19 protein-coding genes are annotated in these 22,953 nt (G+C 66.4%); 13 read left to right on the top strand and 6 right to left on the bottom strand.

What is annotated here, in order from left to right; translation table 11 throughout:
• Window positions 1-41 precede the first annotated feature (41 nt).
• On the bottom strand, window positions 42-533 hold the full coding sequence (locus J3U95_RS00725) for a DciA family protein (protein ID WP_208276809.1): 492 nt from the start codon (window positions 531-533) through the stop codon (window positions 42-44).
• A gap of 248 nt (window positions 534-781) precedes the next feature.
• Between J3U95_RS00725 and secA the strand changes: the two genes are divergently transcribed.
• Complete coding sequence (gene secA, locus J3U95_RS00720; RefSeq protein ID WP_208276808.1) at window positions 782-3,568, top strand: preprotein translocase subunit SecA; 2,787 nt, start codon at window positions 782-784, stop codon at window positions 3,566-3,568.
• Window positions 3,569-3,616: 48 nt separating this feature from the next.
• Here secA and J3U95_RS00715 read toward each other — a convergent pair whose 3' ends face one another.
• Complete coding sequence (locus J3U95_RS00715) at window positions 3,617-4,675, bottom strand: N-acetylmuramoyl-L-alanine amidase (RefSeq protein WP_208276807.1); 1,059 nt, start codon at window positions 4,673-4,675, stop codon at window positions 3,617-3,619.
• Window positions 4,676-4,814: 139 nt separating this feature from the next.
• On the opposite strand from J3U95_RS00715, the gene argJ reads away from it, so the two are divergent.
• From argJ to J3U95_RS00695, 4 genes are read left to right on the top strand one after another with little or no spacing between them, the layout of a single operon-like run.
• Window positions 4,815-6,053 carry a bifunctional glutamate N-acetyltransferase/amino-acid acetyltransferase ArgJ gene (argJ, locus tag J3U95_RS00710; protein ID WP_208276806.1) on the top strand — a complete coding sequence of 413 codons (1,239 nt, stop codon included), beginning with the start codon at window positions 4,815-4,817 and terminating at the stop codon, window positions 6,051-6,053.
• A 4-nt stretch (window positions 6,054-6,057) separates the two neighbouring features.
• Complete coding sequence (locus J3U95_RS00705) at window positions 6,058-6,960, top strand: ATP-binding protein (protein WP_208276805.1); 903 nt, start codon at window positions 6,058-6,060, stop codon at window positions 6,958-6,960.
• Window positions 6,953-7,378 (top strand): NUDIX domain-containing protein, encoded by a 426-nt coding sequence (locus J3U95_RS00700; RefSeq protein ID WP_208276804.1) that lies wholly within the window; start codon window positions 6,953-6,955, stop codon window positions 7,376-7,378. The genes J3U95_RS00705 and J3U95_RS00700 overlap by 8 nt, the downstream gene beginning before the upstream one ends.
• Before the next feature lie 9 nt (window positions 7,379-7,387).
• Entirely contained in the window at window positions 7,388-8,683 is a 1,296-nt protein-coding gene (locus J3U95_RS00695) for a D-amino acid dehydrogenase (RefSeq protein ID WP_208276803.1), read from the top strand.
• On the opposite strand, the gene yacG is transcribed toward J3U95_RS00695, so the two are convergent.
• From yacG to J3U95_RS00675, 4 genes are all read right to left on the bottom strand, one after another.
• On the bottom strand, window positions 8,680-8,862 hold the full coding sequence (yacG, locus tag J3U95_RS00690; protein ID WP_208276802.1) for a DNA gyrase inhibitor YacG: 183 nt from the start codon (window positions 8,860-8,862) through the stop codon (window positions 8,680-8,682). The two genes, J3U95_RS00695 and yacG, sit on opposite strands and share 4 nt — an antisense overlap.
• Window positions 8,863-8,881: 19 nt before the next feature.
• Window positions 8,882-9,637, bottom strand: coding sequence for a cell division protein ZapD (gene zapD, locus J3U95_RS00685; protein WP_208276801.1), 756 nt, complete (start codon window positions 9,635-9,637; stop codon window positions 8,882-8,884).
• A gap of 87 nt (window positions 9,638-9,724) precedes the next feature.
• A complete protein-coding gene (coaE, locus tag J3U95_RS00680; protein ID WP_208276800.1) occupies window positions 9,725-10,342 on the bottom strand; it encodes a dephospho-CoA kinase in 618 nt (205 codons plus the stop codon).
• The gene (locus tag J3U95_RS00675) at window positions 10,339-11,214 is read right to left on the bottom strand and encodes a prepilin peptidase (RefSeq protein WP_229519563.1); all 876 of its coding nucleotides are present in this window, start codon (window positions 11,212-11,214) and stop codon (window positions 10,339-10,341) included. Before J3U95_RS00675 ends, coaE begins: the two co-directional genes overlap by 4 nt.
• Window positions 11,215-11,463: 249 nt before the next feature.
• Here J3U95_RS00675 and J3U95_RS00670 point away from each other — a divergent pair, with 249 nt between their 5' ends.
• From J3U95_RS00670 to J3U95_RS00635, 8 genes are all read left to right on the top strand, one after another.
• Window positions 11,464-14,277, top strand: a complete 2,814-nt coding sequence (locus J3U95_RS00670; protein ID WP_208276799.1) for a TonB-dependent receptor — start codon at window positions 11,464-11,466, stop codon at window positions 14,275-14,277.
• Window positions 14,277-15,176 carry a DMT family transporter gene (locus tag J3U95_RS00665; protein WP_229519562.1) on the top strand — a complete coding sequence of 300 codons (900 nt, stop codon included), beginning with the start codon at window positions 14,277-14,279 and terminating at the stop codon, window positions 15,174-15,176. Before J3U95_RS00670 ends, J3U95_RS00665 begins: the two co-directional genes overlap by 1 nt.
• Before the next feature lie 26 nt (window positions 15,177-15,202).
• Window positions 15,203-16,492: a D-tagatose-bisphosphate aldolase, class II, non-catalytic subunit gene (locus tag J3U95_RS00660; protein ID WP_208276798.1), complete on the top strand. Its 1,290-nt coding sequence runs from the start codon at window positions 15,203-15,205 to the stop codon at window positions 16,490-16,492.
• Between the two features lie 2 nt (window positions 16,493-16,494).
• Window positions 16,495-17,700, top strand: coding sequence for an SIS domain-containing protein (locus tag J3U95_RS00655; protein WP_208276797.1), 1,206 nt, complete (start codon window positions 16,495-16,497; stop codon window positions 17,698-17,700).
• Window positions 17,684-18,652, top strand: coding sequence for an N-acetylglucosamine kinase (locus tag J3U95_RS00650; RefSeq protein ID WP_208276796.1), 969 nt, complete (start codon window positions 17,684-17,686; stop codon window positions 18,650-18,652). The genes J3U95_RS00655 and J3U95_RS00650 overlap by 17 nt, the downstream gene beginning before the upstream one ends.
• Window positions 18,653-18,664: 12 nt before the next feature.
• Entirely contained in the window at window positions 18,665-19,750 is a 1,086-nt protein-coding gene (locus tag J3U95_RS00645; RefSeq protein ID WP_208276795.1) for an amidohydrolase family protein, read from the top strand.
• Window positions 19,751-19,904: 154 nt separating this feature from the next.
• Window positions 19,905-20,750 carry a DeoR/GlpR family DNA-binding transcription regulator gene (locus J3U95_RS00640; RefSeq protein ID WP_208276794.1) on the top strand — a complete coding sequence of 282 codons (846 nt, stop codon included), beginning with the start codon at window positions 19,905-19,907 and terminating at the stop codon, window positions 20,748-20,750.
• Between the two features lie 54 nt (window positions 20,751-20,804).
• A complete protein-coding gene (locus J3U95_RS00635) occupies window positions 20,805-22,898 on the top strand; it encodes a glycoside hydrolase family 36 protein (protein ID WP_208276793.1) in 2,094 nt (697 codons plus the stop codon).
• Window positions 22,899-22,953 lie beyond the last annotated feature (55 nt).

Here is a 22,953-nt window from a genome sequence, read left to right as displayed (position 1 = left end):
CGATGGCTGCGGGTCCCGCAAAGGACCGCAGCCATTGTTTTTTATTTCCTCTTCGCCGCCAGCGCCCTGAGCGCCGCCACCAGGTCGCGGTTCTGCTGCGTTTCCGGCAGCGATTCCGCCAGTTCCTCGAAGGCCTGCACCGCGCGCGGCGGCAGTTCGAGTGTGCGCATCTCTGGCCGGTCGGGCAGGGCGCGCGTCACCTGCAGCTTGATCCGGGTCGATTCCACCTGCCAGCCCTTCTGCAGCAGGGTGGCCTGCAGCTTCGGCAGCAGCTGCTTGAGGCGGGCCGCCAGCGCCGAGCTGGGCACGGCCAGGATCAGCACGCCCTCCTGGAACGACAGCACGTCGCAGTTATGAAAGATCGCTGGCAGCGCCGCCGCGCAGTCGGCCTGCAGGCGCGCCATGCGGCCGACGGCCGGCAACAGGCTGGCCATGCGGTCGTTGGCGCGCAGGAAGTCTGTGGCGGCGTGCGAGGTCTGCCGGGTGCTGGTCCCGAAAATATGGAAGGGACGCTTGGGAGGAGATTGCTGCATGCTTGGAACATACCACAGCGCCCGCGCTTTGGGCGGACCGGGTGGCGGATCTGCCGCCGCGCGAGCGCCATCGAAGCCAGTTTGATAACTTTTCTGGCTCGGCAGGACTTGTTATCCTGCCTACGATCCCCAAGTGTGGCCGGATCGCATGATAAAATCAGTGGTTATTTGCCTAACGCGGTCTTTGGTGCTTATCGCTTTGATATCATCTTGGCTTCTCTTTGCGGCGTATTTTTCTAGAACACAGCATGTCATTCCTGACCCAGATTTTCGGCAGCCGTAACTCGCGTCTGCTCAAGCAGTACCAAAAGACCGTGCGTCAGATCAACGCGCTCGAGCCACAAATGGAGCAGCTTTCGGATGCCGAGCTGCAAGCCAAGACGCCTGAATTCAAGGATCGCCTGGCCAAGGGCCAGACCCTGGACGACATCCTGCCAGAAGCCTTCGCCGTCTGCCGCGAAGCGGCCAAGCGCGTCCTCAAGATGCGCCACTTCGACGTGCAGCTGATCGGCGGCATGGTCCTGCACCAGGGCAAGATCGCCGAGATGGGCACCGGTGAGGGTAAAACCCTGATGGCGACCCTGCCGGTCTACCTGAACGGCCTGTCGGGCAAGGGCGTGCACGTCATTACCGTCAACGATTACCTGGCCCAGCGCGACGCGGACCAGATGGGCCAGCTGTACGGCTGGCTGGGCCTGTCCACCGGCGTCAACCTGTCGCAGCTCGACCACGACAGCAAGCAGAAAGCCTATGGTTCCGACATCACCTACGGCACCAACAACGAATTCGGCTTCGACTACCTGCGCGACAATATGGTCTACGACGCGCGCGAACGCGTCCAGCGCAGCCTGAACTTCTCCGTGGTCGACGAGGTCGACTCGATCCTGATCGACGAGGCGCGTACCCCGCTGATCATCTCGGGCCAGGCCGAGAACCACACCGACCTGTACCACCGCCTGAACGAAGTGCCGCCGCAGCTGACCCAGCAGATCGGCGAAGAAACCCCGGACGGCAAGGGCAAGATCGAAGTCCCGGGCGACTACCTGAAGGACGAGAAGGCGCACACCGTGCTGCTGACCGAGCAGGGCCACGAGCGCGCCGAAGCGATCCTGACGCAAATGGGCCTGCTGCCCGAAGGCGCGTCGCTGTACGACGCCGCCAATATCTCGCTGATCCACCACCTGTATGCGGCGCTGCGCGCCCACGTCCTGTACCACAAGGACCAGCACTACGTGGTGCAGAACAACGAAGTGGTGATCGTCGACGAATTCACCGGCCGCCTGATGACCGGCCGCCGCTGGTCGGACGGCCTGCACCAGGCGGTCGAGGCGAAAGAAGGCGTGCGCATCCAGAACGAGAACCAGACCCTGGCCTCGATCACCTTCCAGAACTACTTCCGCATGTACGCCAAGCTGGCCGGCATGACCGGTACGGCCGACACCGAAGCCTTCGAGTTCCAGGAGATCTACGGCCTGGAAACCGTGGTCGTGCCGCCGAACCGCCCTTCGCAGCGCAAGGACCGCCAGGACCAGGTCTACAAGACGTCCGAAGAAAAATACAACGCGATGTTGAACGACATCCGCGACTGCTACGAACGCGGCCAGCCGGTGCTGGTCGGCACCACCTCGATCGAAAACTCCGAGCTGCTGTCCGGCATCCTGACCAAGGCCAAGCTGGAGCACAACGTCCTGAACGCGAAGCAGCACGCCCGCGAAGCGGAGATCGTGGCCCAGGCCGGCCGTCCGAAGATGATCACCATCGCCACCAATATGGCCGGCCGCGGTACCGACATCGTCCTGGGCGGCAACGTCAACAAGCAGATCCAGATCATCGAAGCCGATGCCAGCCTGTCGCCGGAGCAGAAGGCCGCCAAGGCGCAGCAACTGCGCGACGAATGGCAGTCGCTGCACGACCACGTGGTGAACGCCGGCGGCCTGCACATCATCGGCACCGAGCGCCACGAATCGCGCCGGGTCGACAACCAGCTGCGCGGCCGTTCGGGCCGCCAGGGCGATCCGGGTTCCTCGCGCTTCTACCTGTGCCTGGACGACGCGCTGCTGCGCATCTTTGCCGGCGACCGCGTGCGCGCCATCATGGACCGCCTCAAGATGCCGGAAGGCGAACCGATCGAGGCGGGCATCGTGTCGCGCTCGATCGAGTCGGCCCAGCGCAAGGTCGAGGCCCGCAACTTCGACATCCGCAAGCAGCTGCTCGAGTACGACGACGTCGCCAACGACCAGCGCAAGGTGATCTACACCCAGCGTAACGAACTGCTGGAGTCGACCGACATCAGCGAGATGATCAACTCGCTGCGCGTGGGCGTGTTCACCGACCTGGTGCGCGACTACGTGCCGGCCGAATCGGTCGAGGAACAGTGGGACGTCAAGGGCCTGGAAACCGCGCTGTCGTCCGAATGGAGCCTGGATGTGCCGCTGCAGCAAATGCTGCAAGATGAACCCAACCTGAACGACGACGACATCCTCGAGCGCGTGCTGGCCGCGGCTGACGCGTCCTATGGCGCCAAGGTCGGCGTGGTGGGTAAGGAATCGTTCGGCGGCTTCGAGCGCAACGTCATGCTGCAGAGCGTGGACACCCACTGGCGCGAACACCTCGCGGCGCTGGACCACCTGCGCCAGGGCATCCACCTGCGCGGCTATGCGCAGAAGAATCCGAAGCAGGAATACAAGCGCGAAGCGTTCCAGCTGTTCAGCAATATGCTGGACCTGATCAAGAACGAAGTGATCCGCACCGTGATGACCGTGCGCATCCAGTCGCGTGAAGAAGTCGAGGCGGCCGAAGCGGCAATGGCGGCCCAGGCTGCGCAGCTGGAAAACGTCAACTACCAGCACGCCGACTTCAACCCGTCGGCCGCGCCGGAAGAGCTGCTCAATCCGAACCCGAACCGCAGCGGCGAGGGCGAGGCCGTGTCGGCCGAAGACCACAACAGCTATATGGGCGTGAAGGTCGGCCGCAACGATCCATGCCCTTGCGGCAGCGGCAAGAAGTTCAAGCAGTGCCACGGCAAGCTGGCGTAAGCCAACCGTCCGCAGCATGAAAAAACGGCCAGGGAAACCTGGCCGTTTTCATTCGCCCATCACCATTCGCCTGTATCGTTCCCAATCCCACCCCGCACCCGGATCGGTATGCGTCTGCCCGGCGTGATTGACATGCCCCTTCACGTTGTAGTCCGCCTCCGGCAGCACCGCATTCCATCCCCGGCTGCCGTCATACACGCGCGGCGCGATGCCGCGCTCCGCCAGGATGGTGCGCGCCAGGGCGCTCGAGGCCAGCAGCATCGGCTCCGAATACCAGGCGTCAGGCTGCTCGACGAAGCCTTCGTGCTCGATCCCGACCGTGTGGCCGTTGGCGCTGCCCGCATGCCAGGCTTTGTCGCTTTCCCTCACCATCTGCGTGATCTGGCCGTCCGACGAGCGCACCAGGTAGTGGGCGCTCACGCCGGCGCTGCAGTTGCGGAACCACGAGATCGCGCCCGCATACGAACCCTGGGTCGTGTGCACCGTCACGTGGCTGACCGCCAGCGTGCGGCCCGAATAATTGCAGCTGGCCGCCGGCAGCCATAGCGCGTCCGGATAGTCGGCCAGCTGCAGCACCCGCGCCGACAGCACGTCGAGCCGCGCCTGGCCATAGATGCGCGCCAAGTTGACCGGGTGCCGGGTCACGGCGAAGTCCGGGCCCTGGCGGCCTTCGCGGATCGCCATATAGATGTCGTAGGTGTGGATCTGTGCGATGTCGCGCCCGGCGATGCCGGACAGGCGCGCCAGCGCGGCTTCCCAGGCTTCCAGCGGCGACGTCCGGGTCAGTCCCGGGCCATACAGCGCGAGCAGGGCGGCCGCGCCACGAATATTGTTGGGCGTATCGAGCACCAGCCGGTGCGACGGCATGCCGAGCAGCGCGGCGGCCAGGCGCAGCGAGCGGCCGAAATGGGGATCGTCGCGCAGGCCCATGATGCCGTGGGACAGCGGCATGCCATGGTGCGATTCGGACTGCGGCGACGCCGGGCGCCAGCGCGTTTCGGCCCAGGCGACCGCCTCGAGCAGCGCGCGCGGCACGCCGAACTCGCGCGCGGCGGCGTCGAAAGCCTGGTAGTGGCGCAGGGCGGTGGGATTCGGTTCGGTCGGCATCGCGGTCTTTCCTGTCATTGCCCGCCCATGTTTTTCCTAAAGGCATCCGCGCGCGTTGATGTGTAGCAGAAACCTCGCAGCATGGCCAGGTCGCTGGCGTTACAATAACGAATTCGACAATTTTTCCAACGAGATCACCATGGCCGTCAATTCCCCCCTGCCAGTCGCCGCCGACCTGAAGCCCGTCAACGGTGTCGAGATCGGCTTTGCCGAAGCCGGCATCAAGAAGCCGAACCGCAAGGATGTCCTGATCATGAAGCTGGCCGAAGGCGCGACCGTCTCCGGCGTGTTCACCCTGAACCGCTTCTGCGCCGCGCCGGTGCAGGTGAGCAAGGCCAACCTGGAGGCCGTCAAGAACGGCGGCGCGCCGATCCGCGCGCTGGTGGTCAACACGGGCAACGCCAATGCCGGCACCGGCGAGCAGGGCCTGGCCAATGCCAACGCCACCTGTGCCGAAGTGGCCAAGCTGCTGGGCCTCGAGGCCGGCCAGGTGCTGCCGTTCTCGACCGGCGTGATCCTGGAACAGCTGCCGATGCCCAAGCTGCTGGCCGGCCTGCCTGCCGCCGCTGGCAGCCTGAAGGCGGACAACTGGTTCAACGCCGCCGAGGCGATCATGACCACCGACACCCAGCCGAAAGCAGCCTCGCGCACCGTCACCATTGGCGGCCACCAGGTCACGATGACCGGCATCAGCAAGGGCGCCGGCATGATCAAGCCGAATATGGCGACCATGCTCGGCTACCTGGCGATCGACGCCAAGGTTGCCCAGCCAGTGCTCGACGAGCTGGTGAAACACGCGGCCGATCACTCGTTCAATGCGATCACCATCGACGGCGACACCTCGACCAACGATTCCTTCATCGTCATCGCCACCGGCACCGGCGGCCTGTCGATCGACGCTGCCAGCGGCCTTGAGTACGAAGCGCTGAAGGAAGCCGTGACCGACATCTCGCGCAACCTGGCGCAGCAGATCATCCGCGACGGCGAAGGCGCCACCAAGTTCATGACCATCACCGTGGACGAAGGCCGCGATGTGGCCGAGTGCCGCAAGATCGCCTATGCGATCGCACACTCGCCGCTGGTCAAGACCGCCTTCTTCGCGTCCGACCCGAACCTGGGCCGCATCCTGGCCGCGGTCGGCTATGCCGGCGTCGACGACCTCGACGTGACCAGGCTCGACCTCTACCTGGACGACGTCTGGGTGGCGAAGGCGGGCGGCCGCAATCCTGCTTACCGCGAAGAAGACGGCCAGCGCGTGATGAAGCAGTCCGAGATCACGGTGCGCGTCAAGCTGGCCCGCGGCGACGCCACGGCCACCGTCTGGACCTGCGACCTGTCGCACGACTACGTCTCGATCAACGCCGACTACCGTTCCTGATTCGATGACGCCGCTGGATCAATTCCTGCGCCGGGCGGAAGGCCTGCTCGAGCGCCTGGAGGCGGTGCTGCCGCCGGCCACCGCGCGCGAGCCGGATTGGAAGCGCAGCTTCGCCTTTCGCTGGCGCCGGCGCCCGGCCGGCGCCTTACAGGGAAGCAGCAACTACCTGCAGCCGGTGCTGCACGCCTCCAGCATCAAGCTCGAGGACCTGCACCACGTCGCGGCCCAGAAGCGCCAGATCGAGCAGAACACGCGCCAGTTCGTGGCGCGCCGCCCGGCCAACAACGTGCTGCTCACCGGCGCGCGCGGCACCGGCAAGTCTTCCCTGATCAAGGCCTGCCTGAACGCCTTCGCCGACCAGGGCCTGCGCCTGATCGAGGTCGACAAGGCGGATCTTGCCGACCTGCCCGACATCATCGACCTGGTCGCCGGCCGGCCGGAGCGCTTCGTGGTCTTTTGCGACGACCTGTCGTTCGAGGAAGGCGAAGCCGGCTACAAGGCGCTGAAGGTGGCGCTCGACGGCAGCATCACGGCGCAGTCGGACAATGTGCTGATCTACGCCACCTCGAACCGGCGCCACCTGATGCCCGAGAAAATGTCGGACAACGCCAGCTACCGCCACGGCGAGGATGGCGACCTGCACCCGGGCGAGACGGTCGAAGAGAAGATCTCGCTGTCCGAGCGGTTCGGCCTGTGGCTGTCGTTCTACCCGTTCCGCCAGGACGACTACCTGGACATCGTCGGCCACTGGTTGACGGACTTCGGTTGCACGCAGCAACAGATCGAGGCCGCGCGGCCGGAGGCACTGCAATGGGCCCTGCAGCGCGGCTCGCGCTCGGGTCGCGTGGCCTGGCAATTCGCGAAGGACTATGCCGGCAAGCTGCCGGATGCATCATCGAATGACTGAAACGCATACCAACAAACCACCGGTCGACGTCGCCGTCGGCATCCTGATGCGGCCCGACGGCGACGTCCTGCTCGGCCAGCGTCCCGACGGCAAGCCGTATGCCGGCTACTGGGAATTCCCGGGCGGGAAAGTCGAGGCCGGCGAAGACATCTTCGCCGCCCTGCAGCGCGAGTTCATGGAAGAACTCGGCGTGCGGGTGGTGAGCGGCGAGGCCTGGTGCTGCGTCGAGCACGTGTACGAGCACGCCCATGTGCGCCTGTATTTCTACATCTGCCGCGAGTGGCTGGGTGAGCCGCAAAGCCTGGAAGGCCAGGCTTTCGCCTGGCAGGGCGCCTTCGGCGTGAGCCCGCTGCTGCCGGCCACCATCCCGCTGCTCGAGTGGCTCGACCGGGTCCGCTATCCGGACCGCGAATCTTAAGGAGAGCGTGTGAAGGTCATCATCCTCGGCAGTGGCGTCATCGGAACCGCATCGGCGTATTTCCTGGCCAAGGCCGGGCATGACGTCACCGTGATCGAGCGCCAGCCGGGCGCGGGGATGGAGACCAGTTTCGGCAATGCCGGCGAGATCTCGCCCGGCTATGCCACGCCCTGGGCCGGCCCCGGCGTGCCGATGAAGGCCATCCGGTGGCTGGCGATGCGGCACAGCCCCCTGGTGATCCGGCCGCGGATGGATCCGCAGCAGTGGCGCTGGATCCTGCAGATGCTGGCCAACTGCAATACCCGCAGCTACCAGGTCAACAAGGGCCGCATGGTGCGCCTGGCCGAGTACAGTCGCGACGTGCTGGTCCAGCTGCGGCGGGACACCGGCATCGCCTACGACGAGCGCAGCAAGGGCACCCTGCAGCTGTTTCGCACCCAGAAGCAGCTCGATGGCGCGCACACCGATACCGAGGTGCTGGAGCGTTCCGGCGTGCCATATGAACTGCTCGACCGGCAAGGCTGCACGCGGTACGAACCGGCGCTGGCGCGCGTGCCCGGCAACTACGTGGGCGGCCTGCTGCTGCCGAACGACGAGACCGGCGACTGCTTCAAGTTCACCCAGGCGCTGGCCGGGCTGGCAAAGGGCCTGGGCGTCAAGTTCCGGCACGAGGTCAGGATCGAACGCCTGAACGTCGAGGGCGATCGCGTGGTTGGCGTCGTGACAAGCAAGGGTGAACTGAAGTCGGAGGCCTTCGTGCTGGCGCTGGGCAGCTACTCTCCGCTGATGCTCAGGCAGATCGGCATCCACATCCCGGTCTATCCGGTGAAGGGCTATTCGATCACGGTGCCGATCGCCGACGCATCGGGCGCGCCCGAATCGACCGTGATGGACGAGACCTATAAGGTGGCGATCACGCGCCTGGGCGACCGCATCCGCGTCGGCGGCACGGCGGAGCTGTGCGGCTACGACCTGCGCCTGCACCAGGCGCGGCGCGACACGCTCGAGCATTCGGTGACGAACCTGTTCCCCGACGGCGGCGACGTGCGCCAGGCCTCGTTCTGGTGCGGCCTGCGGCCGATGACGCCGGACGGCACGCCGGTGATCGGGCCGACGCCGTACCGCAATCTGTTCCTGAACACGGGGCATGGCACGCTGGGCTGGACCATGTCGTGCGGCTCGGGCCGGGTGCTGGCGGACATCCTGTCAGGACGCCAGCCCCAGATCGGACTGGAAGGGCTGTTCATGGACCGCTATGGGCGGCGCAACAAGCCGGTGGTGGTGCCGGCGGGGATCGCCGTCTAACGTTCGGTCGGCGGCTCATCGAGCGGGTCGCTCGGCGCGCTGCCCGGGATCGTGTACTTCTCTTCGGCCCAGGCGCCCAGGTCGATCTTCTTGCAACGCTCGGAACAGAAGGGACGAAACTTGTTCGCTTCGATCCATTCGACTTGTTTGCCGCAGGTGGGGCAGGCGACTACGGTCATCGGTACTACCAATCAAAAATCAGAAATTGCAGAGGGTCAGGTCGAACGGCACGTCTTCTTCCAGCGGCTTGGGCTTGCAATCGCCGTCCTGGGTGGTGAAGCGTACCCACAGCATGTACTTGTTGGCCGAGATCTCGGGGATCGCACCCGTCGACTCGTCCAGGGTCAAGCGCAGCATCTGGTAGATTTTACCCTGTAACATCTGTTGATAGCTGCCCGCCACGGCGATCATCTTGACCGGCGCGCCCGAATTGCGCAGCAGGCGCAGCACCAGGGCCAGCGCCTCGAGCAGCGGGGCGAGCGGCCCGAACCAGCCCATGATGTCGGCATGGCGCTGCTCGGCCGGACGCTTTTGCCAGGCGTAGTAGGAGGGCAGGTCGAATTCGCAGGCGCCGCCCGGGATGATGGTGCGGCCGCGGATGCTCATGAGCCACTCGTTTTCGCGCACGTTCTGGCCGGTCTTGCCCTGGCTGGTCACCAGCGCGCTGCTGGCCTTGTCGAGTTCTGCCAGGACGGCGTCGAGCGTGTCGGCCGCGACCGCGGGATTGCTGCGGTAGGCCAGCAGTGATTGCTTCTGCCGTTCGAGCTCCTGCAGCAGGTCCGATTTCAGATCGGCGCGGCCGGCCACTTCCAGCATGTCGAAGATCGTCGCGAGGGCGACATGGTGCTGCATCGGGTGTTCCTGCTGCACGAAGAACTTGAACTTCTCGTACAGGTCCTCCAGCCGCAACAACGTGCGAATCCTCTCGTTGAAAGGGTATTCGTAGACGATCAAAATGACATTCCTCTGAATGTAGGCTGGCAAGCAACTTGGTGATTCTGAACCATACGAAGCGAAATTACAAACACTGCATCATACTTGTTACATACTCAATGACAGATACCGCTCGTGCAAGCGTGTTACCTGGGGTAACAGGGCCTCCAGGCCGTCGTCGTTGTCGATCACGTCGTCGGCCGCCGCCAGGCGCTGGGTCCGCGTGACCTGGGTCGCCATGATGGCGCGCACCTGGTCGGCGGCCAAGCCGCTACGCTGCATGACACGCGCGACCTGGGTGTCTTCCGAGCAGTCCACGGCCAGCACGCGCGACACCCGCTCGGCCCACGTTCCCGATTCGATCAGCAGCGGCACCGCGAAGATCACGTAGGGTCCGGTGGCGATGGCCGCCGCCGCCGCGGTGGCGTCGCGGATGCGCGGATGCAGGATCGCTTCCAGCCGGCCGCGCGCCCCGGCATCCGTAAATACCAGGCTGCGCATGCGCGCGCGGTCCAGGGCGCCATCCGGCGTGGCGAAGTCGGGCCCGAATTCGGCCAGGATGGCCGGCATCGCCGCGCCGTGCGGGGCGGTCAGGGAATGGGCGATGGCGTCGGTGTCGACGATCGTGGCGCCCAGGCCGGCGAACAGCTCGGCCACGGTGCTCTTGCCGCAGCCGATGCCGCCGGTGAGGCCGACCGAGAAGGCCGCGCCGCGCGCCGTGTTCATGCGCCGCCCAGCATGCCGGCGCTGAGACGGCCCAACTGCTCGCCGTACAGCATGGCGATCAGGCCGGCCGCCGCCAGGTAGGGGCCGAAGGGGATCGGCTTGTCGCGTCCACGCTTGGCGAACACGATCAGGCTGATGCCCACCAGCGCTCCCACCACCGAGGACAGCAGGATGATGGTCGGCAGGGCGGTCCACCCCAGCCAGGCGCCGAGCGCCGCCAGCAGCTTGAAGTCGCCATATCCCATGCCTTCCTTGCCGGTGGCGAGCTTGAACAGCCAATACACGGCCCACAGCACCAGGTAGCCGGCAGCGGCGCCGATCACGGCGTCCTGCAGCGGCACGAAGGTGGCGTTGATGTTCATCAGCAGGCCCGCCCACAACAGCGGATAGGTCAGGTCATCCGGCAGCAGCTGGGTATCGAAGTCGATGAAGGTCATTGCGATCAACAGCCAGGCGAACAGCAGGCTGCTACAACCCGCCGCGCCGCTGCCGAGGGTCCACACCAGCAGGCCCGAGACGACGGCCGTAAACAGTTCGATCGCCGGATAGCGCGCCGAGATCCGCGTCTTGCACTTGCGGCACTTGCCGCCGAGGGCGAGCCAGCTGACGACCGGGATGTTCTCGATGGCCGTGATCTGGTGGCCGCAGCAGGGGCAGGCCGAGCGCGGCACCATCAGGTTGAAGCGGTCGGTATGCGGCGGCTCCTTGCCGCTTTCCTGCGCCACGTAATTGTCGGACTCGCGCTGCATCATCTTCGGGATGCGGTAGATGACCACGTTCAGGAAGCTGCCGACCAGGAGGCCCAGCAGCGCGGCCACGAGGGTGGGGCCCAGCAGGGCAGGGGGCGCAAACAACAACGATTCCAGGGGCATGTCGATCCGGTCCGAGACGAAAAGGCGGCGCCGTCCGAGTGCCGACGGCCTGCCGCAGAGTAATTCCTTACATCAAGCTCATTGTAGGGGTTTTCCCCGCATTTGGCGAAGCCCTTGGCCTGGCGCTGTCATGCGGCAAAAACCACGCATTTTCGAACCGTATCGAAAGACTTCGAAAGTTATTTGATATTTCGAATTCCTTCCATTACTATTTGGTCAGAACGAAGAAAACCTGAAGGAGACGTGCCAATGCGCAGTAGATTCGAAAAGGGACTCCGCCGGACCTTGATCGCCACCGCCGTGAACGCCGCGCTCTGCGGCCTGGCGCTGGCCCAGGTCCAGTCCGGCAACGCCGCAGAGACCGGCGACAGCAACACCAGCGCTCCGGCCGTCACCGCCGAGCCCTCGCAAGCTTCGGTCGTGGTCGTCACCGGCGCCCGCGCCGCGCTGGCGCGCGCGCTCGACCTGAAACGCAACGCCGACGTCATCCAGGACTCGATCTCGGCGACGGAGCTGGGCCGCTTCCCCGACGATAACGTGGCAGACTCGCTGACCCACATCGCCGGCATCTCGGTCTCGCGCACCCGCGGCGGCGAGGGCCAGTACATCAATGTGCGCGGCCTTGGCTCGGGCTACAACATCGTCACCCTGAACCGCCGCATCCTGGCCACCGACGGCGACGGCCGCGACTTCGCCTTCGACGTGCTGCCGTCCGAGATGATCAGCGGCGCCGACGTGATGAAATCGGCCAGCGCTTCGCAGATGGAAGGCAGCATCGGCGGCTCGGTCAACCTGCGCTCGGCCAGGCCCTTCGACAATCCCGGCTACCACGCCTCGGCGCGCATCGAGGGCGACCGCAACGACCTGTCGCGCAAGAACGGCGTCAAGCTCTCGGGCGTCGTCAGCAATACCTTCAATGACAACAAGATGGGGTTCATCCTCGGCGCCGTGCTGTCCGACCGCGAGGTGCGCACCGATTCGCTGGGCTACCAGACCTTCAACGCCGATTCGCCGGGCAGCTTCGACGTCGACGGCAATGGCTCACTGAGCCCGGACGAGCGGAACCTGCTCGGCTCCTGCTGCATCTCCTTCGGTTCGATCTTCGAGAAGAAAAAGCGTGCGGCGCTCACCGGCGCCTTCGAATGGAAGGTCACGCCGGACTTTCGCATGACCTTCGATGCGCTTGCCACGCGCCTCGATTCGCCCCAGGTCGGCTACCAGCAATCGTATTACGTCGAACACGCGGCCGACCGCTGGTCCGACGTCGTGACCAAGGATGGCCTGATCACCAGCATGACGATCAAGGACCTGATCCCCGAGATGTCGAACGTGACCACCGACCGCGTGGTCGACACCATGCAGTTCGGCTGGAAGGGCGAGTGGAAGGTCAACCGCGACCTGCGCCTGGTCGGCGACGTCTACCGCTCGACCTCCAAGCGCGATTCGGGCGGCAAGGACAACTTCGTCGTGGCCGGCATCGCCGGCGCCAACACCGGCTACTACCGGGCCAACAATAATGCCTTCCCCGACATCCGCGTGCAGCTCGAGGATGGCCGCGACCTGGCCACCGAACTCAATGCCGGGCGCCTGGGCGACAAGGATTTCGGCGTCCACTTCGCCGGCCTGACCGGGGTCGACATCAAGGACACCGTCGACGGCGGCTCGCTCGAAGGGCGCCTGAGCCTGGACGGCAAGTGGAATGTCGATGCCTTCGAGTTCGGCGTGTCGGGCACCTCGCGCGAAAAGACCCGCACCTCGATCGGCAACGAGAAGAGCGGCGGCGCCTGCCAGTACTGCGGCATGTACTCGACCACCTTCGCCAACCTGGGCGCCAACGTGCTGCGGCCGATGACCCTGCCGAACTATATGCGCGGGGCGGGCGGCAGCTTCCCGACCGGCTTCGTGGCCTTCGACGTGCCGGCCTATTTCAAGGCGCTGGAGTCGCTCAACGGCCAGCCGGTGATCGGCGAAGACGGCCAGCCGACCGGCGACGTGTACGACACCAGCAAGTCGCAGCCGGTGTTCGTGCCGACCGATTCCTATGACGTGCGCGAGCGCACCGCCACCCTGTTCGGCCAGTTCGAGCTGTCGGGCGAGCGCTGGAACGGCAATCTCGGCGTGCGCGTGGTGCACACCAAGACCCGCTCGAGGAGCGCGATCGACGAGATCGTCGCCATCGACGACAAGACCCCGGACATCCCGACCAGCAGCCCGATCGTGACCTACAGCCCGGCCACCCCGGTCGAGGACGAGGGTTCCTACACCAAGGTGCTGCCGTCGGCGAACTTCAGCTACTGGTGGCAGCCCGACCTGGTGCTGCGCGCCGCCGTGGCCAAGGTGATGGCGCGGCCTTCGCTGGACAAGCTGGCCCCAACCCGCACCGACAACACGCTCGACCGCAGCTATATCTTGAGCATCGTCGGCGACTCCGGGCTGAAGCCCACCGAAGCGACCCAGCAAGACCTGTCGCTGGAATGGTATTACGCGCCGAAGTCGGCGCTCAACGCCGCGCTGTTCGCGAAGCAGATCAAGAACTTCGTCACTTACCAGACCGACGAGCGGGTCGACATCGGCGTGCCGGGCTACCTATACACCGTGATCCACCCGGTCAACGGCGATAAGGCGCGTGTGCGCGGCATGGAACTGGGCGTGCAGCACCTGTGGGACAACGGCTTCGGCATCGCCGCCAAGTTCGCCAAGACCTGGACCCGCGCCTACTCCGGCGGCGAATACGTCGGCCAGCTCGAGGGAGTGGCGCCGACCGCATCGTCGCTCGGTTTCCTGTACGAGAAGGGCAAGCTCAATGCCGCGCTGACCTTCGACTACACCGGCAAGTACACGCAAGCCACCAATGCCATCGCCGGCCTGCCGAACAAGGTCGACGCCATCACCTGGATTACCGCCTCGGCCTCGTACGACGTCAACGAGAACGTGAGCCTGTTCGTCGAAGGCAAGAACCTGGGTGACGAGGTGATGCGCTCGAACCTTGGCCGCAGCGACGCGATCTACGGTTTCGAAGCCTGGGGCCGCACCTACGCCGCCGGCATGAGTGTGAGGTTCTGATGAATACCATGACGACGACCAAGAACCACTGGCTGGGCTACGCGCTGGCGACCACGCTGCTGTGGGGCGTATGGGGCGCCTTCGCCGGGCGTCCGGTGCAGAACGGCTTCCCCGAGACCCTGGTATATGCGGTGTGGGCGCTGACCATGATTCCGCCGGCGCTGTTCGCGCTGGCGCGCATCGACTGGCGCGTGCGGCGGGACGGCCCGGCGATCGCCCATGGCCTGGCCATCGGCCTCCTGGGTGCGGGCGGGCAGATGATCCTGTTCCACGCGGTCAAGGAAGGACCCACTTACCTGATCTTCCCCCTGATCTCGCTGTCGCCGGTGATCACGATCGCCCTGTCGTATGCCTTCCTGCGCGAACGCACCGGCGCCATGGGCGTGACCGGCATCGTGCTGGCGCTGTGCGCGCTGCCGCTGTTCGACTACGCGCCGGAGCAGGGCGGCGTGGCCTATGGCTGGTGGTTCGTGCTGGCGCTGGGCGTGCTCGTGGCCTGGGGCTTGCAGGCCTACTTCATCAAGCGCGCCAACGCGATCATGGATGCCGAAAGCATCTTCTTCTACATGACCGTCAGCGCACTGGCGTTCATTCCGGTCGCGCTGGCCATGACCGACTTCTCGCAGCCGATCAACTACGGACTGGATGGCCCGTGGCTGGCCGCGATCACGCAGGTGCTCAATGCGGTCGGCGCGCTGACCCTGGTGTATGCCTTCCGGCATGGCAAGGCGCTGGTGGTGTCGCCCCTGGTCAATGCCGGCGCGCCGCTCTTGACCACCATCATCTCGGTGGCGATGGCGGCGACCCTGCCGAACGGTTTCAAGCTGGCCGGCATCGGCCTCTCGCTGGCGGCGGCGCTGTTTCTGGCGCTGCAGCCCGACGAGCCGAGCGCCGCCTGAAGTCCCTCTTTCTGGAGTCAACGACAATGCAAGTGCTTCTCGACCTCGTCCAACGCCATCACGCGGGCCAGCCCGTGGGCATCCATTCAGTGTGTTCGGCGCACCCGCTGGTGATCGAGGCCGCCTTCGAGACCGGTCTCGAGGCCGACGGCCCGGTGCTGGTCGAGGCCACCTCGAACCAGGTCAACCAGGATGGCGGCTATACCGGCATGACGCCGGCCGCCTTCCGCGACTTCGTGTTCGGCATCGCCGACAAGGTGGGCTTTCCACGCGAGCGCATCCTGCTGGGGGGCGACCACCTGGGCCCGAACTGCTGGCAGGGCGAGCCTGCCGCCGGCGCGATGGCCAAGTCCGAGGTGCTGATCGACCAATACGTCGCCGCGGGCTTCCGCAAGATCCACCTCGATTGCTCGATGTCGTGCGCGGGCGACCCGGTGCCGCTGCCGGACGAAGTCGTGGCCGAACGCGCCGCACGCTTGGGCCTGGTGGCCGAGCGCGCCTGGCAGCGCGCGGGCGGCGAGGCGCCGGTGTATATCGTCGGCACCGAAGTGCCGGTGCCGGGCGGCGCCCACGAAGAGCTGGACGAGCTGGCCGTGACCACGCCGGAGGCGGCGGCGCTGACCATCGCGGCGCATCGGGCGGCTTTCAACGCCGCCGGCCTGGAAGCAGCGTGGCCGCGCGTGATCGGCCTGGTGGTGCAGCCGGGCGTCGAATTCGACCACCACAAGGTGATCGACTACCGCCCGGAAAAGGCGCAGGCGTTGAGCCGCTTCATCGAGGGCGAGCCGACAATGGTGTTCGAGGCCCACTCGACCGACTACCAGACGCCCGGCCTGCTGCAGGCGCTGGTGCGCGACCACTTCGCCATCTTGAAGGTCGGCCCCGGCCTGACCTTCGCGCTGCGCGAGACCTTGTGGGCGCTGGCCGACATCGAGGCTGAAATGGGCGTGCAAGGCGAGAGCGGCTTCAAGGAAGTGGTGCTGGACGTGATGCGCGCCGAGCCGGATTACTGGCGCAAGTACTACCACGACGCCGGCAAGCTGCTGTTCGACCAGCAGTACAGCCTGAGCGACCGGATCCGCTACTACTGGCCGCACCCGCGCATCCAGGCCGCGCAGGCGGCGCTGGTGGCGAACCTGGAGCGCCATCCGGCGCCGCTCACCTTGCTGAGCCAGTACCTGCCATTCCATTACGAAGCGGTGCGCGAGGGCCGGGTGAGCAACACGCCGCTCGCGCTATTGAAAGAAGGGGTAGCCCGCGTGCTGCGCCAATATATGCGCGCCTGCCAGCCGGGCGCCGAACCTAGGGAGCAGTGAACATGCAAGCAGTACAGGATGCCGTGCAAGGCGGCAGTGAGTTGTTTGGACAGGATGTGGCCCGCCTCGATGCGCTGGGCGGCGGCGTGACGGCGCGCGAGATCGCGCAGCAGCCGGGCGTGTGGCCGCAGATCGATGCGCTGGTGGCCGCGCAGCGCGCGCAGATCGACGCCTTCCTGGCGCCCTTGCTGGCGCGTCCGGAACTGCGCATCGTGATGGCCGGCGCCGGCACCTCGGCCTTCATCGGCGAATGCCTGGCGCCCGGCCTGCTGCGCCAGGGCCGGCGCGCCGAGGCGGTGCCGACCACCGACCTGGTGTCGGGCCCGGACCGTTATTTCCAGCGCGGCGCGCCGACCCTGGTGGTGTCGTTCGCCCGTTCCGGCAGCAGCCCGGAAAGCGTGGCGGCGGTGCAGCTGGCCGACCAGCTGGTGGACGACGTCTACCACCTGGTGATCACCTGCAACGAAGAGGGCCAGCTGTACCGCATGACCCAGGACCGCGCCAATGCGCTGGCGATCCTGCTGCCCGACGCCACCCACGACCGCGGCTTCGCGATGACGACCAGCTTCACCTCGATGCTGCTGGCGGCGGCGCTGGCGTTCCGGGTGCTGGCGCCTGGTGTCGCCGCCCGCGTGGCGTCGGCGGCGACGCAGGTGGGCGAGCGCGCGCTGCCGCTGCTGGCCCAGCTGGTGGCGCAGGACTTCAAGCGCGTGGTCTACCTCGGCAGCAACGAGCTGCGCGGCCTGGCGCGCGAAGCCGCGCTGAAACTGCTGGAGCTGACCGACGGCCAGGTGGTGGCGATCCACGATTCGCCGCTGGGCTTCCGCCACGGCCCCAAGACCATCGTCGACGACCGCACCCTGGTGGTGGTGCTGCTGTCGAACGATCCGCAGGCGCGCCGCTACGACCTCGACCTGCTGCGCGAGCTGCGCGGCGACCGCCGCGCCGGCCGCGTGCTGGCCCTGAGCGCGCGCCAGGATGGCGTGGCCGGCGAGGATGACTTCGTGTTCTCCGGCGCGGACGATGCGCACGACCTGGAACTGGCGCTTCCCTTTATCGTGTTCTGCCAGGGCTTCGCCTTCCTGCGCTCGCTGTCGCTGGGCGTGCGCCCGGATACGCCGAGCATGTCCGGCACCGTCAACCGCGTCGTGCGCGGCGTGACGATCTACCCATTCGATAGCGAGGCCGCCGATGTTCCTCGGGGTTGACGGCGGCGGCACCAAGACCGCGTTCGCGCTGATCGACGCGCACGGCAGCGTGCTGGCGCGCCATGAAGAAGGCAGCACCTATCACGTCGACCAAGGCATGCCCGCCGTGGCGGCGACCCTGCGGGGTGGCGTGCAGGCGCTGCTGTCCACGGCCGGCGTCGATGGCGGAGCGGTAACCTACGCCTTCTTCGGCCTGCCGGCGTATGGCGAGGACCGCGCGGCCCAGCGCGAGCTCGATGCGGCGGCCGGCGCCATCCTCGGCCCCGAGCGCACCCTGTGCGGCAACGACATGGTGTGCAGCTGGGCCGGTTCGCTGGCCTGCATGGACGGCATCAGCGTGATCGCCGGCACCGGCTCGATGGCCTATGGCGAAGTCGCCGGCCGCCAGGCGCGCGCCGGCGGCTGGGGAGAGCTGTTCAGCGATGAGGGTTCGGCCCACTGGATCGCGCGCTCCGGCCTGACCCTGTTCTCGCGCATGAGCGACGGCCGCGCGCCCAAGGGCGCCCTGTACGGCCTGGTGCGCGAGCGGCTGGCGCTGGAGGACGATCTCGACCTGTGCGCCGTGGTGTACGGCGAGCTTGGCGGCGATCGCAGCCGCATCGCGCAGCTGGCGCGCCTGGTGTCCGAGGCGGTGGCCCTGGGCGACGAGCAGGCGCGCGCCATCTTCGTCGACGCCGCGCGCGAACTGGTCGCGATGGTCGACGCGGTGCGCGACCGGCTCGACGTCGATCCAGGACTGGCGCTGCCCGTGTCCTACACGGGCGGGCTGTTCGGCGACGGCAGCCTGCTGCGCGCGCCGTTCGAGCAGGCGCTGGCCGCCTGCGCCAGGCCCTATTGCCTGCAGGCGCCGCGGCTGGCCCCGGTGCTCGGCGCCGCCCTGTACGCCGCCCGCAGCGCCGGGCAGCCATTGAGCGAGACCGCGCTGGAGCGCCTCGCCTCCCAGACCCGATAGACAGGAGCACATATGCGCATCCGCCTTCTTTGCACCATCCTTGCCGCGCTGGCAGCGCCGATCGGCGCGCTGGCTGCCGACAGCTACACCATGCAGGATTACGAGAGCGTGGCCAAGATCGACGCCCACCTGCACTTGCACGGCCTCGAACAGAGCCCGTTCCTGGAGCTGGCGCGCAAGGTCAATTTCCGCGCACTGACGATCAATGTCGATTATCCGGTGTTCCCGGCGCTGGAACAGCAGCAGCGCGTGGCCAGCAAGCTGCACCACGAGCATCCGGCCACGGTCGGCTGGATCGCCAGCTTCAGCGCCGACAACCTGCTGCAGCCGGCGTGGATTCCGGCGACCCTGCACCGGCTGGATGCGGCGCTGCAGGATGGCGCGGTGGGCGTCAAGGTGTGGAAGAACATCGGCATGTCGGAGCGCGACGCGCAGGGCAAGCTGGTGATGGTCGACGACGCCCGCATCAAGCCGCTGTTTGACGCTTTTGAAGAGCGCGACGTGCTGCTGGTGGGTCACCAGGGCGAGCCGCACAACTGCTGGCTGCCACTGGAGAAGATGACGACCAAGAACGACCGCGAATACTTCAAGAACCACCCGCAATACCACATGTACAAGCAGCCGAAGATGCCGAGCTACGAAGACCAGATGGGCGCGCGCGACCGCCTGCTGGCCAGCCATCCGCGTCTGCGTTTCGTCGGCGTGCACATGGCCTCGCTGGAGTGGAACGTGGACGAGCTGGCGCGCTTCCTGGACCGCAATCCGACGGCCAATGTGGACATCGCGGCGCGCATCGGCCAGATCCAGTACCAGTCGCAGCGCGACCGCGAGCGGGTGCGGCAGTTCTTCATCACCTATCAGGACCGCCTGATGTACGGCTCCGACCTGGCCCAGTCGACGGAGCAGAGCCAGGCCGATTTCGTGTCCGACCTGGACGGCGTATGGCGGCGCGACTGGCGCTATTTCAATACCGACGACGAACTCACCACGCCGGACCTCGACGGCGTCGTGCGCGGTCTGGCGCTGCCGAAGGCGGTGGCCGACAAGCTGTTCCGCCTGAATGCCGAGCGCGTGTTCGCCGGCGCCTGGAAAGCGTGACCATGCGGGCTTCATACGTAAGTGAGAAGGGGATTAAAAAATAGTCTGAACTTTCGTTTCTTGCATTTTCATCCTGTATCATCAATCCGTTAATGAAGCAATAATGACGTATATAACGGAGCCGCGGCGGCGAACCGGCGCGGGATGGATGAAAATGAAGCAGGCAAAAAAAACAGAAGCGAAAGTTTCGAACGGTAACGAAGGCAAGCCCCCAGAAGCCGCGCCCGACCAGGATCTGCTGGTGGCGGAACGGCGCCGCAAGATCCGCGAGATGGTGGCCGAGCGCGGGCGGGTGACGGTGGCCGAGCTGTCGGAGATGTTCGGCATCTCGCTGGTGACGGTGCGCGCCGACCTGAACGTGCTGGCCGAGGTCGGCGCGGTGGTGCGCACCCGCGGCGGGGCCCTGGCCCAGCGCGCCGACGAGGACTTGCCGATCGGCGTCAAGCAGTCGCTGCACCGCGCCGAAAAGGTCCGCATCGCGGAAGAAGCGGTCAAGCTGATCGGGGAAGGGCAGACCATCGTGCTCGACTCGGGCACGACGACCGCCGAAATCGCCAAGCAGATCCGCGGCCTGAAGCTGCAGTCGGTGAACGTGATCACCAATGCGCTGAACATCGCCGTGCTGCTGGCCGGCGCGCCGCACGTGACCCTGATCATGCTCGGCGGCGTGCTGCGCCCCAGCTCGTATTCGCTGGGCGGCCCGCAGGCCGAGCAGGGGCTGGAAGGCCTGCATGCCGACATCCTGTTCCTGGGCTTCGACGGCCTGGATCCGGAGATCGGCGTGATGACGCCGCACCTGCTCGAAGCGCGCCTGAATTCGCGCATGCTGGGCATCGCGCGCCGCGTGGTGGCGGTGGGCGACTCGTCGAAGATCGGACGGCGCAGCCTGTCCATGATCGCGACGATCGAACAGATCGACCAGATCATCACCGATGCCGGCGTGCCGGCGGAGATGGTCGAGGCGCTGCGCTCGCGCGGCGCGCAAGTGGTGCTGGTGTAGGGCGGCTCGGCCGGCCGGCGCCGGCTGTGTAGTCTTACCAAGCAAGGAGACAAGATGACCGAAGTGCATAGCGAGCGTCGCCGCACCCTGTTGCAGTGGCTGGCCGGATCGGCCGTGGCGACCGGCATGGGCGCCGGCGCCGGCGTGGCCGTGGCCGCGCCCCAGGGTAAAAACGTGGCGCGCATCGGCGACGCCGCCCTGGGACTCGAATTCGACGGCCAGATGAAGAGCCGCCTGCTGGCGCGCAAGGGCAGTGCGGCCACTGCGGTCACGGGCTTCCACGCCAGCGAACGGCTGCGCGTGACGGGCGGGCGCTGGATCGACAGCTTCGCGCTCGGCGCGCAGGCGGTCGACCGCGTCGATGGTCCGCACGGAGCGGGCGTGCGCCATCGCCTGACGGGCGTATCGAAAGAAGGCGTCGAGAAGACCGTGCTGGTCACCTTCTACGAACGCCACCCGGGCCTGGCCCTGCTGCGCGTGAGCTACCGTAACAATGGCCAGACCGCGCTGCCGGTCGAGGCCTGGTCGAACAACGGCTACACGCTGCTGCCGGCCAGGCGCGCCCCAGGCCGCGGCTTCTGGACCTTCTCCGGCTCGTCGCATGCCGACCGGCGCGACTGGGTGCAGCCGCTCAAGGACGGCTTCGACCAGCGCAACTTCATGGGCATGAACTCGTCCGACTACGGCGGCGGCACGCCGGTGGCCGACGTCTGGCAGCCCGAGCATGGCATCGCCGTGGGCCATCTCGACACCGTGCCGCGCCTGGTGGCGCTGCCGGTGCGGCAGGTGAAGGCCGGCGCCGCGCTGGCGATCGAGTTCGAACAAGCCGTGGTGCTGCAACCGGGTCAGGAGCTGACGACCCTGGACACCTTCGTCACCGTGCACACGGGCGACTATTTCGCGGCCCTGGACCGCTACCGCCTGGTGATGGCCGAGCGCGGCCTGGCGGCGCCGCAGGCGGGCGAGGAATCGTACGAGCCGATCTGGTGCGCCTGGGGCTATGAGCGCGACTTCACGATCCCGCTGATGACCGGCACCCTGGCCAAGGCCAAGGAACTGGGCCTGGAATGGGCGGTGCTGGACGATGGCTGGCAAACCAATGAAGGCGACTGGAAGATCGACCGCAAGAAGTTCGCGCGCGGCGAAGAGGACATGAAGAAGCTGGTGGACGACATCCACGGCGCCGGCCTGAAGGCGCGCCTGTGGCTGGCGCCGCTGGCGGCCGATCCGGGCACCGACCTGCTGCACCAGCACACCGACCAGCTGCTGCTGGACGAGAACGGCGCGCCGCAATTCGTCACCTGGTGGAACGCCCTGACCCTGTGCCCGGCCTATGAACCGGTGATCGAGCAGACCCGCGCGCTGGTGCGCAAGATCATCGGCGAGTGGGGCTACGAGGGCCTGAAGCTCGACGGCCAGCACTTGAATGGTGTAGCGCCATGCCACAACCCGGCGCACAATCACGCGCGTCCGGAAGAGTCCTTCGAAAAGCTGCAGGACTTCTGGAAGATGGTGTACGACACCGCGCGCGAGATCAACCCCAAGGCGGTGGTCGAGTTCTGCCCCTGCGGCACCTCGTATGCCTTCCATACGCTGCCCTATACCAACCAGGCGCCGTCGTCCGACCCGCTGTCCTCGTGGCAGGTGCGGCACAAGGGCAAGACCCTGAAAGCCCTGATGGGGCCGACCGCGGCTTACGCGGGCGACCACGTCGAGCTCAGCGATGGCGGCGACGATTTCGCGTCGTCGGTGGGCATCGGCGCGGTGGTCTCGACCAAGTTCACCTGGCCCGAAGACCCGAAGCCGAAGGATAGCTACCTGCTCACGGCGGTCAAGGAAGCGAAGTGGCGCAAGTGGATCGGCATCTACAAGGACAAGATGCTGCCCAAGGGCCAGTATCGCGGGGAACTGTACGACATCGGCTTCGACAAGCCGGAAACCCATGCGGTCGAAAAGGATGGGCGGTTGTACTTTGCCTTCTATGCGAAGGAGTGGTCGGGCCAGGTCGAGCTGCGCGGCTTGAAGGAAGGCCGCTACCGCGTGCGCGATTATGTGGAAGACCGCGACCTGGGCGAAGTGAGCGCGTCCAGCAACAAGCTCAAGATCGGGTTTGAGCAGGCGCTCTTGATCGAGGCAATTCCGGTCTGATCTTGCGTGTACGGCACTGCAACACGATTGCGGTGCCTCATGGATGGCGCGCTGC

Source organism: Massilia oculi, from assembly GCF_017582745.1.
In the GTDB taxonomy this organism is placed as follows: domain Bacteria; phylum Pseudomonadota; class Gammaproteobacteria; order Burkholderiales; family Burkholderiaceae_D; genus Telluria; species Telluria oculi_A.
Note: the sequence above shows the minus strand (reverse complement) of the source record. Positions and strands in the feature narration are given on the sequence as shown.

Bases quoted from the DNA above. Each gene is read 5' to 3' on its own strand.
- J3U95_RS00725 (WP_208276809.1), bottom strand. From the start codon at position 533: ATGCAGCAATCTCCTCCCAAGCGTCCCTTCCATATTTTCGGGACCAGC.
- secA (WP_208276808.1), top strand. From the start codon at position 782: ATGTCATTCCTGACCCAGATTTTCGGCAGCCGTAACTCGCGTCTGCTC.
- J3U95_RS00715 (WP_208276807.1), bottom strand. From the start codon at position 4,675: ATGCCGACCGAACCGAATCCCACCGCCCTGCGCCACTACCAGGCTTTC.
- argJ (WP_208276806.1), top strand. From the start codon at position 4,815: ATGGCCGTCAATTCCCCCCTGCCAGTCGCCGCCGACCTGAAGCCCGTC.
- J3U95_RS00705 (WP_208276805.1), top strand. From the start codon at position 6,058: ATGACGCCGCTGGATCAATTCCTGCGCCGGGCGGAAGGCCTGCTCGAG.
- J3U95_RS00700 (WP_208276804.1), top strand. From the start codon at position 6,953: ATGACTGAAACGCATACCAACAAACCACCGGTCGACGTCGCCGTCGGC.
- yacG (WP_208276802.1), bottom strand. From the start codon at position 8,862: ATGACCGTAGTCGCCTGCCCCACCTGCGGCAAACAAGTCGAATGGATC.
- coaE (WP_208276800.1), bottom strand. From the start codon at position 10,342: ATGAACACGGCGCGCGGCGCGGCCTTCTCGGTCGGCCTCACCGGCGGC.
- J3U95_RS00675 (WP_229519563.1), bottom strand. From the start codon at position 11,214: ATGCCCCTGGAATCGTTGTTGTTTGCGCCCCCTGCCCTGCTGGGCCCC.
- J3U95_RS00670 (WP_208276799.1), top strand. From the start codon at position 11,464: ATGCGCAGTAGATTCGAAAAGGGACTCCGCCGGACCTTGATCGCCACC.
- J3U95_RS00665 (WP_229519562.1), top strand. From the start codon at position 14,277: ATGAATACCATGACGACGACCAAGAACCACTGGCTGGGCTACGCGCTG.
- J3U95_RS00660 (WP_208276798.1), top strand. From the start codon at position 15,203: ATGCAAGTGCTTCTCGACCTCGTCCAACGCCATCACGCGGGCCAGCCC.
- J3U95_RS00655 (WP_208276797.1), top strand. From the start codon at position 16,495: ATGCAAGCAGTACAGGATGCCGTGCAAGGCGGCAGTGAGTTGTTTGGA.
- J3U95_RS00650 (WP_208276796.1), top strand. From the start codon at position 17,684: ATGTTCCTCGGGGTTGACGGCGGCGGCACCAAGACCGCGTTCGCGCTG.
- J3U95_RS00645 (WP_208276795.1), top strand. From the start codon at position 18,665: ATGCGCATCCGCCTTCTTTGCACCATCCTTGCCGCGCTGGCAGCGCCG.
- J3U95_RS00640 (WP_208276794.1), top strand. From the start codon at position 19,905: ATGAAGCAGGCAAAAAAAACAGAAGCGAAAGTTTCGAACGGTAACGAA.
- J3U95_RS00635 (WP_208276793.1), top strand. From the start codon at position 20,805: ATGACCGAAGTGCATAGCGAGCGTCGCCGCACCCTGTTGCAGTGGCTG.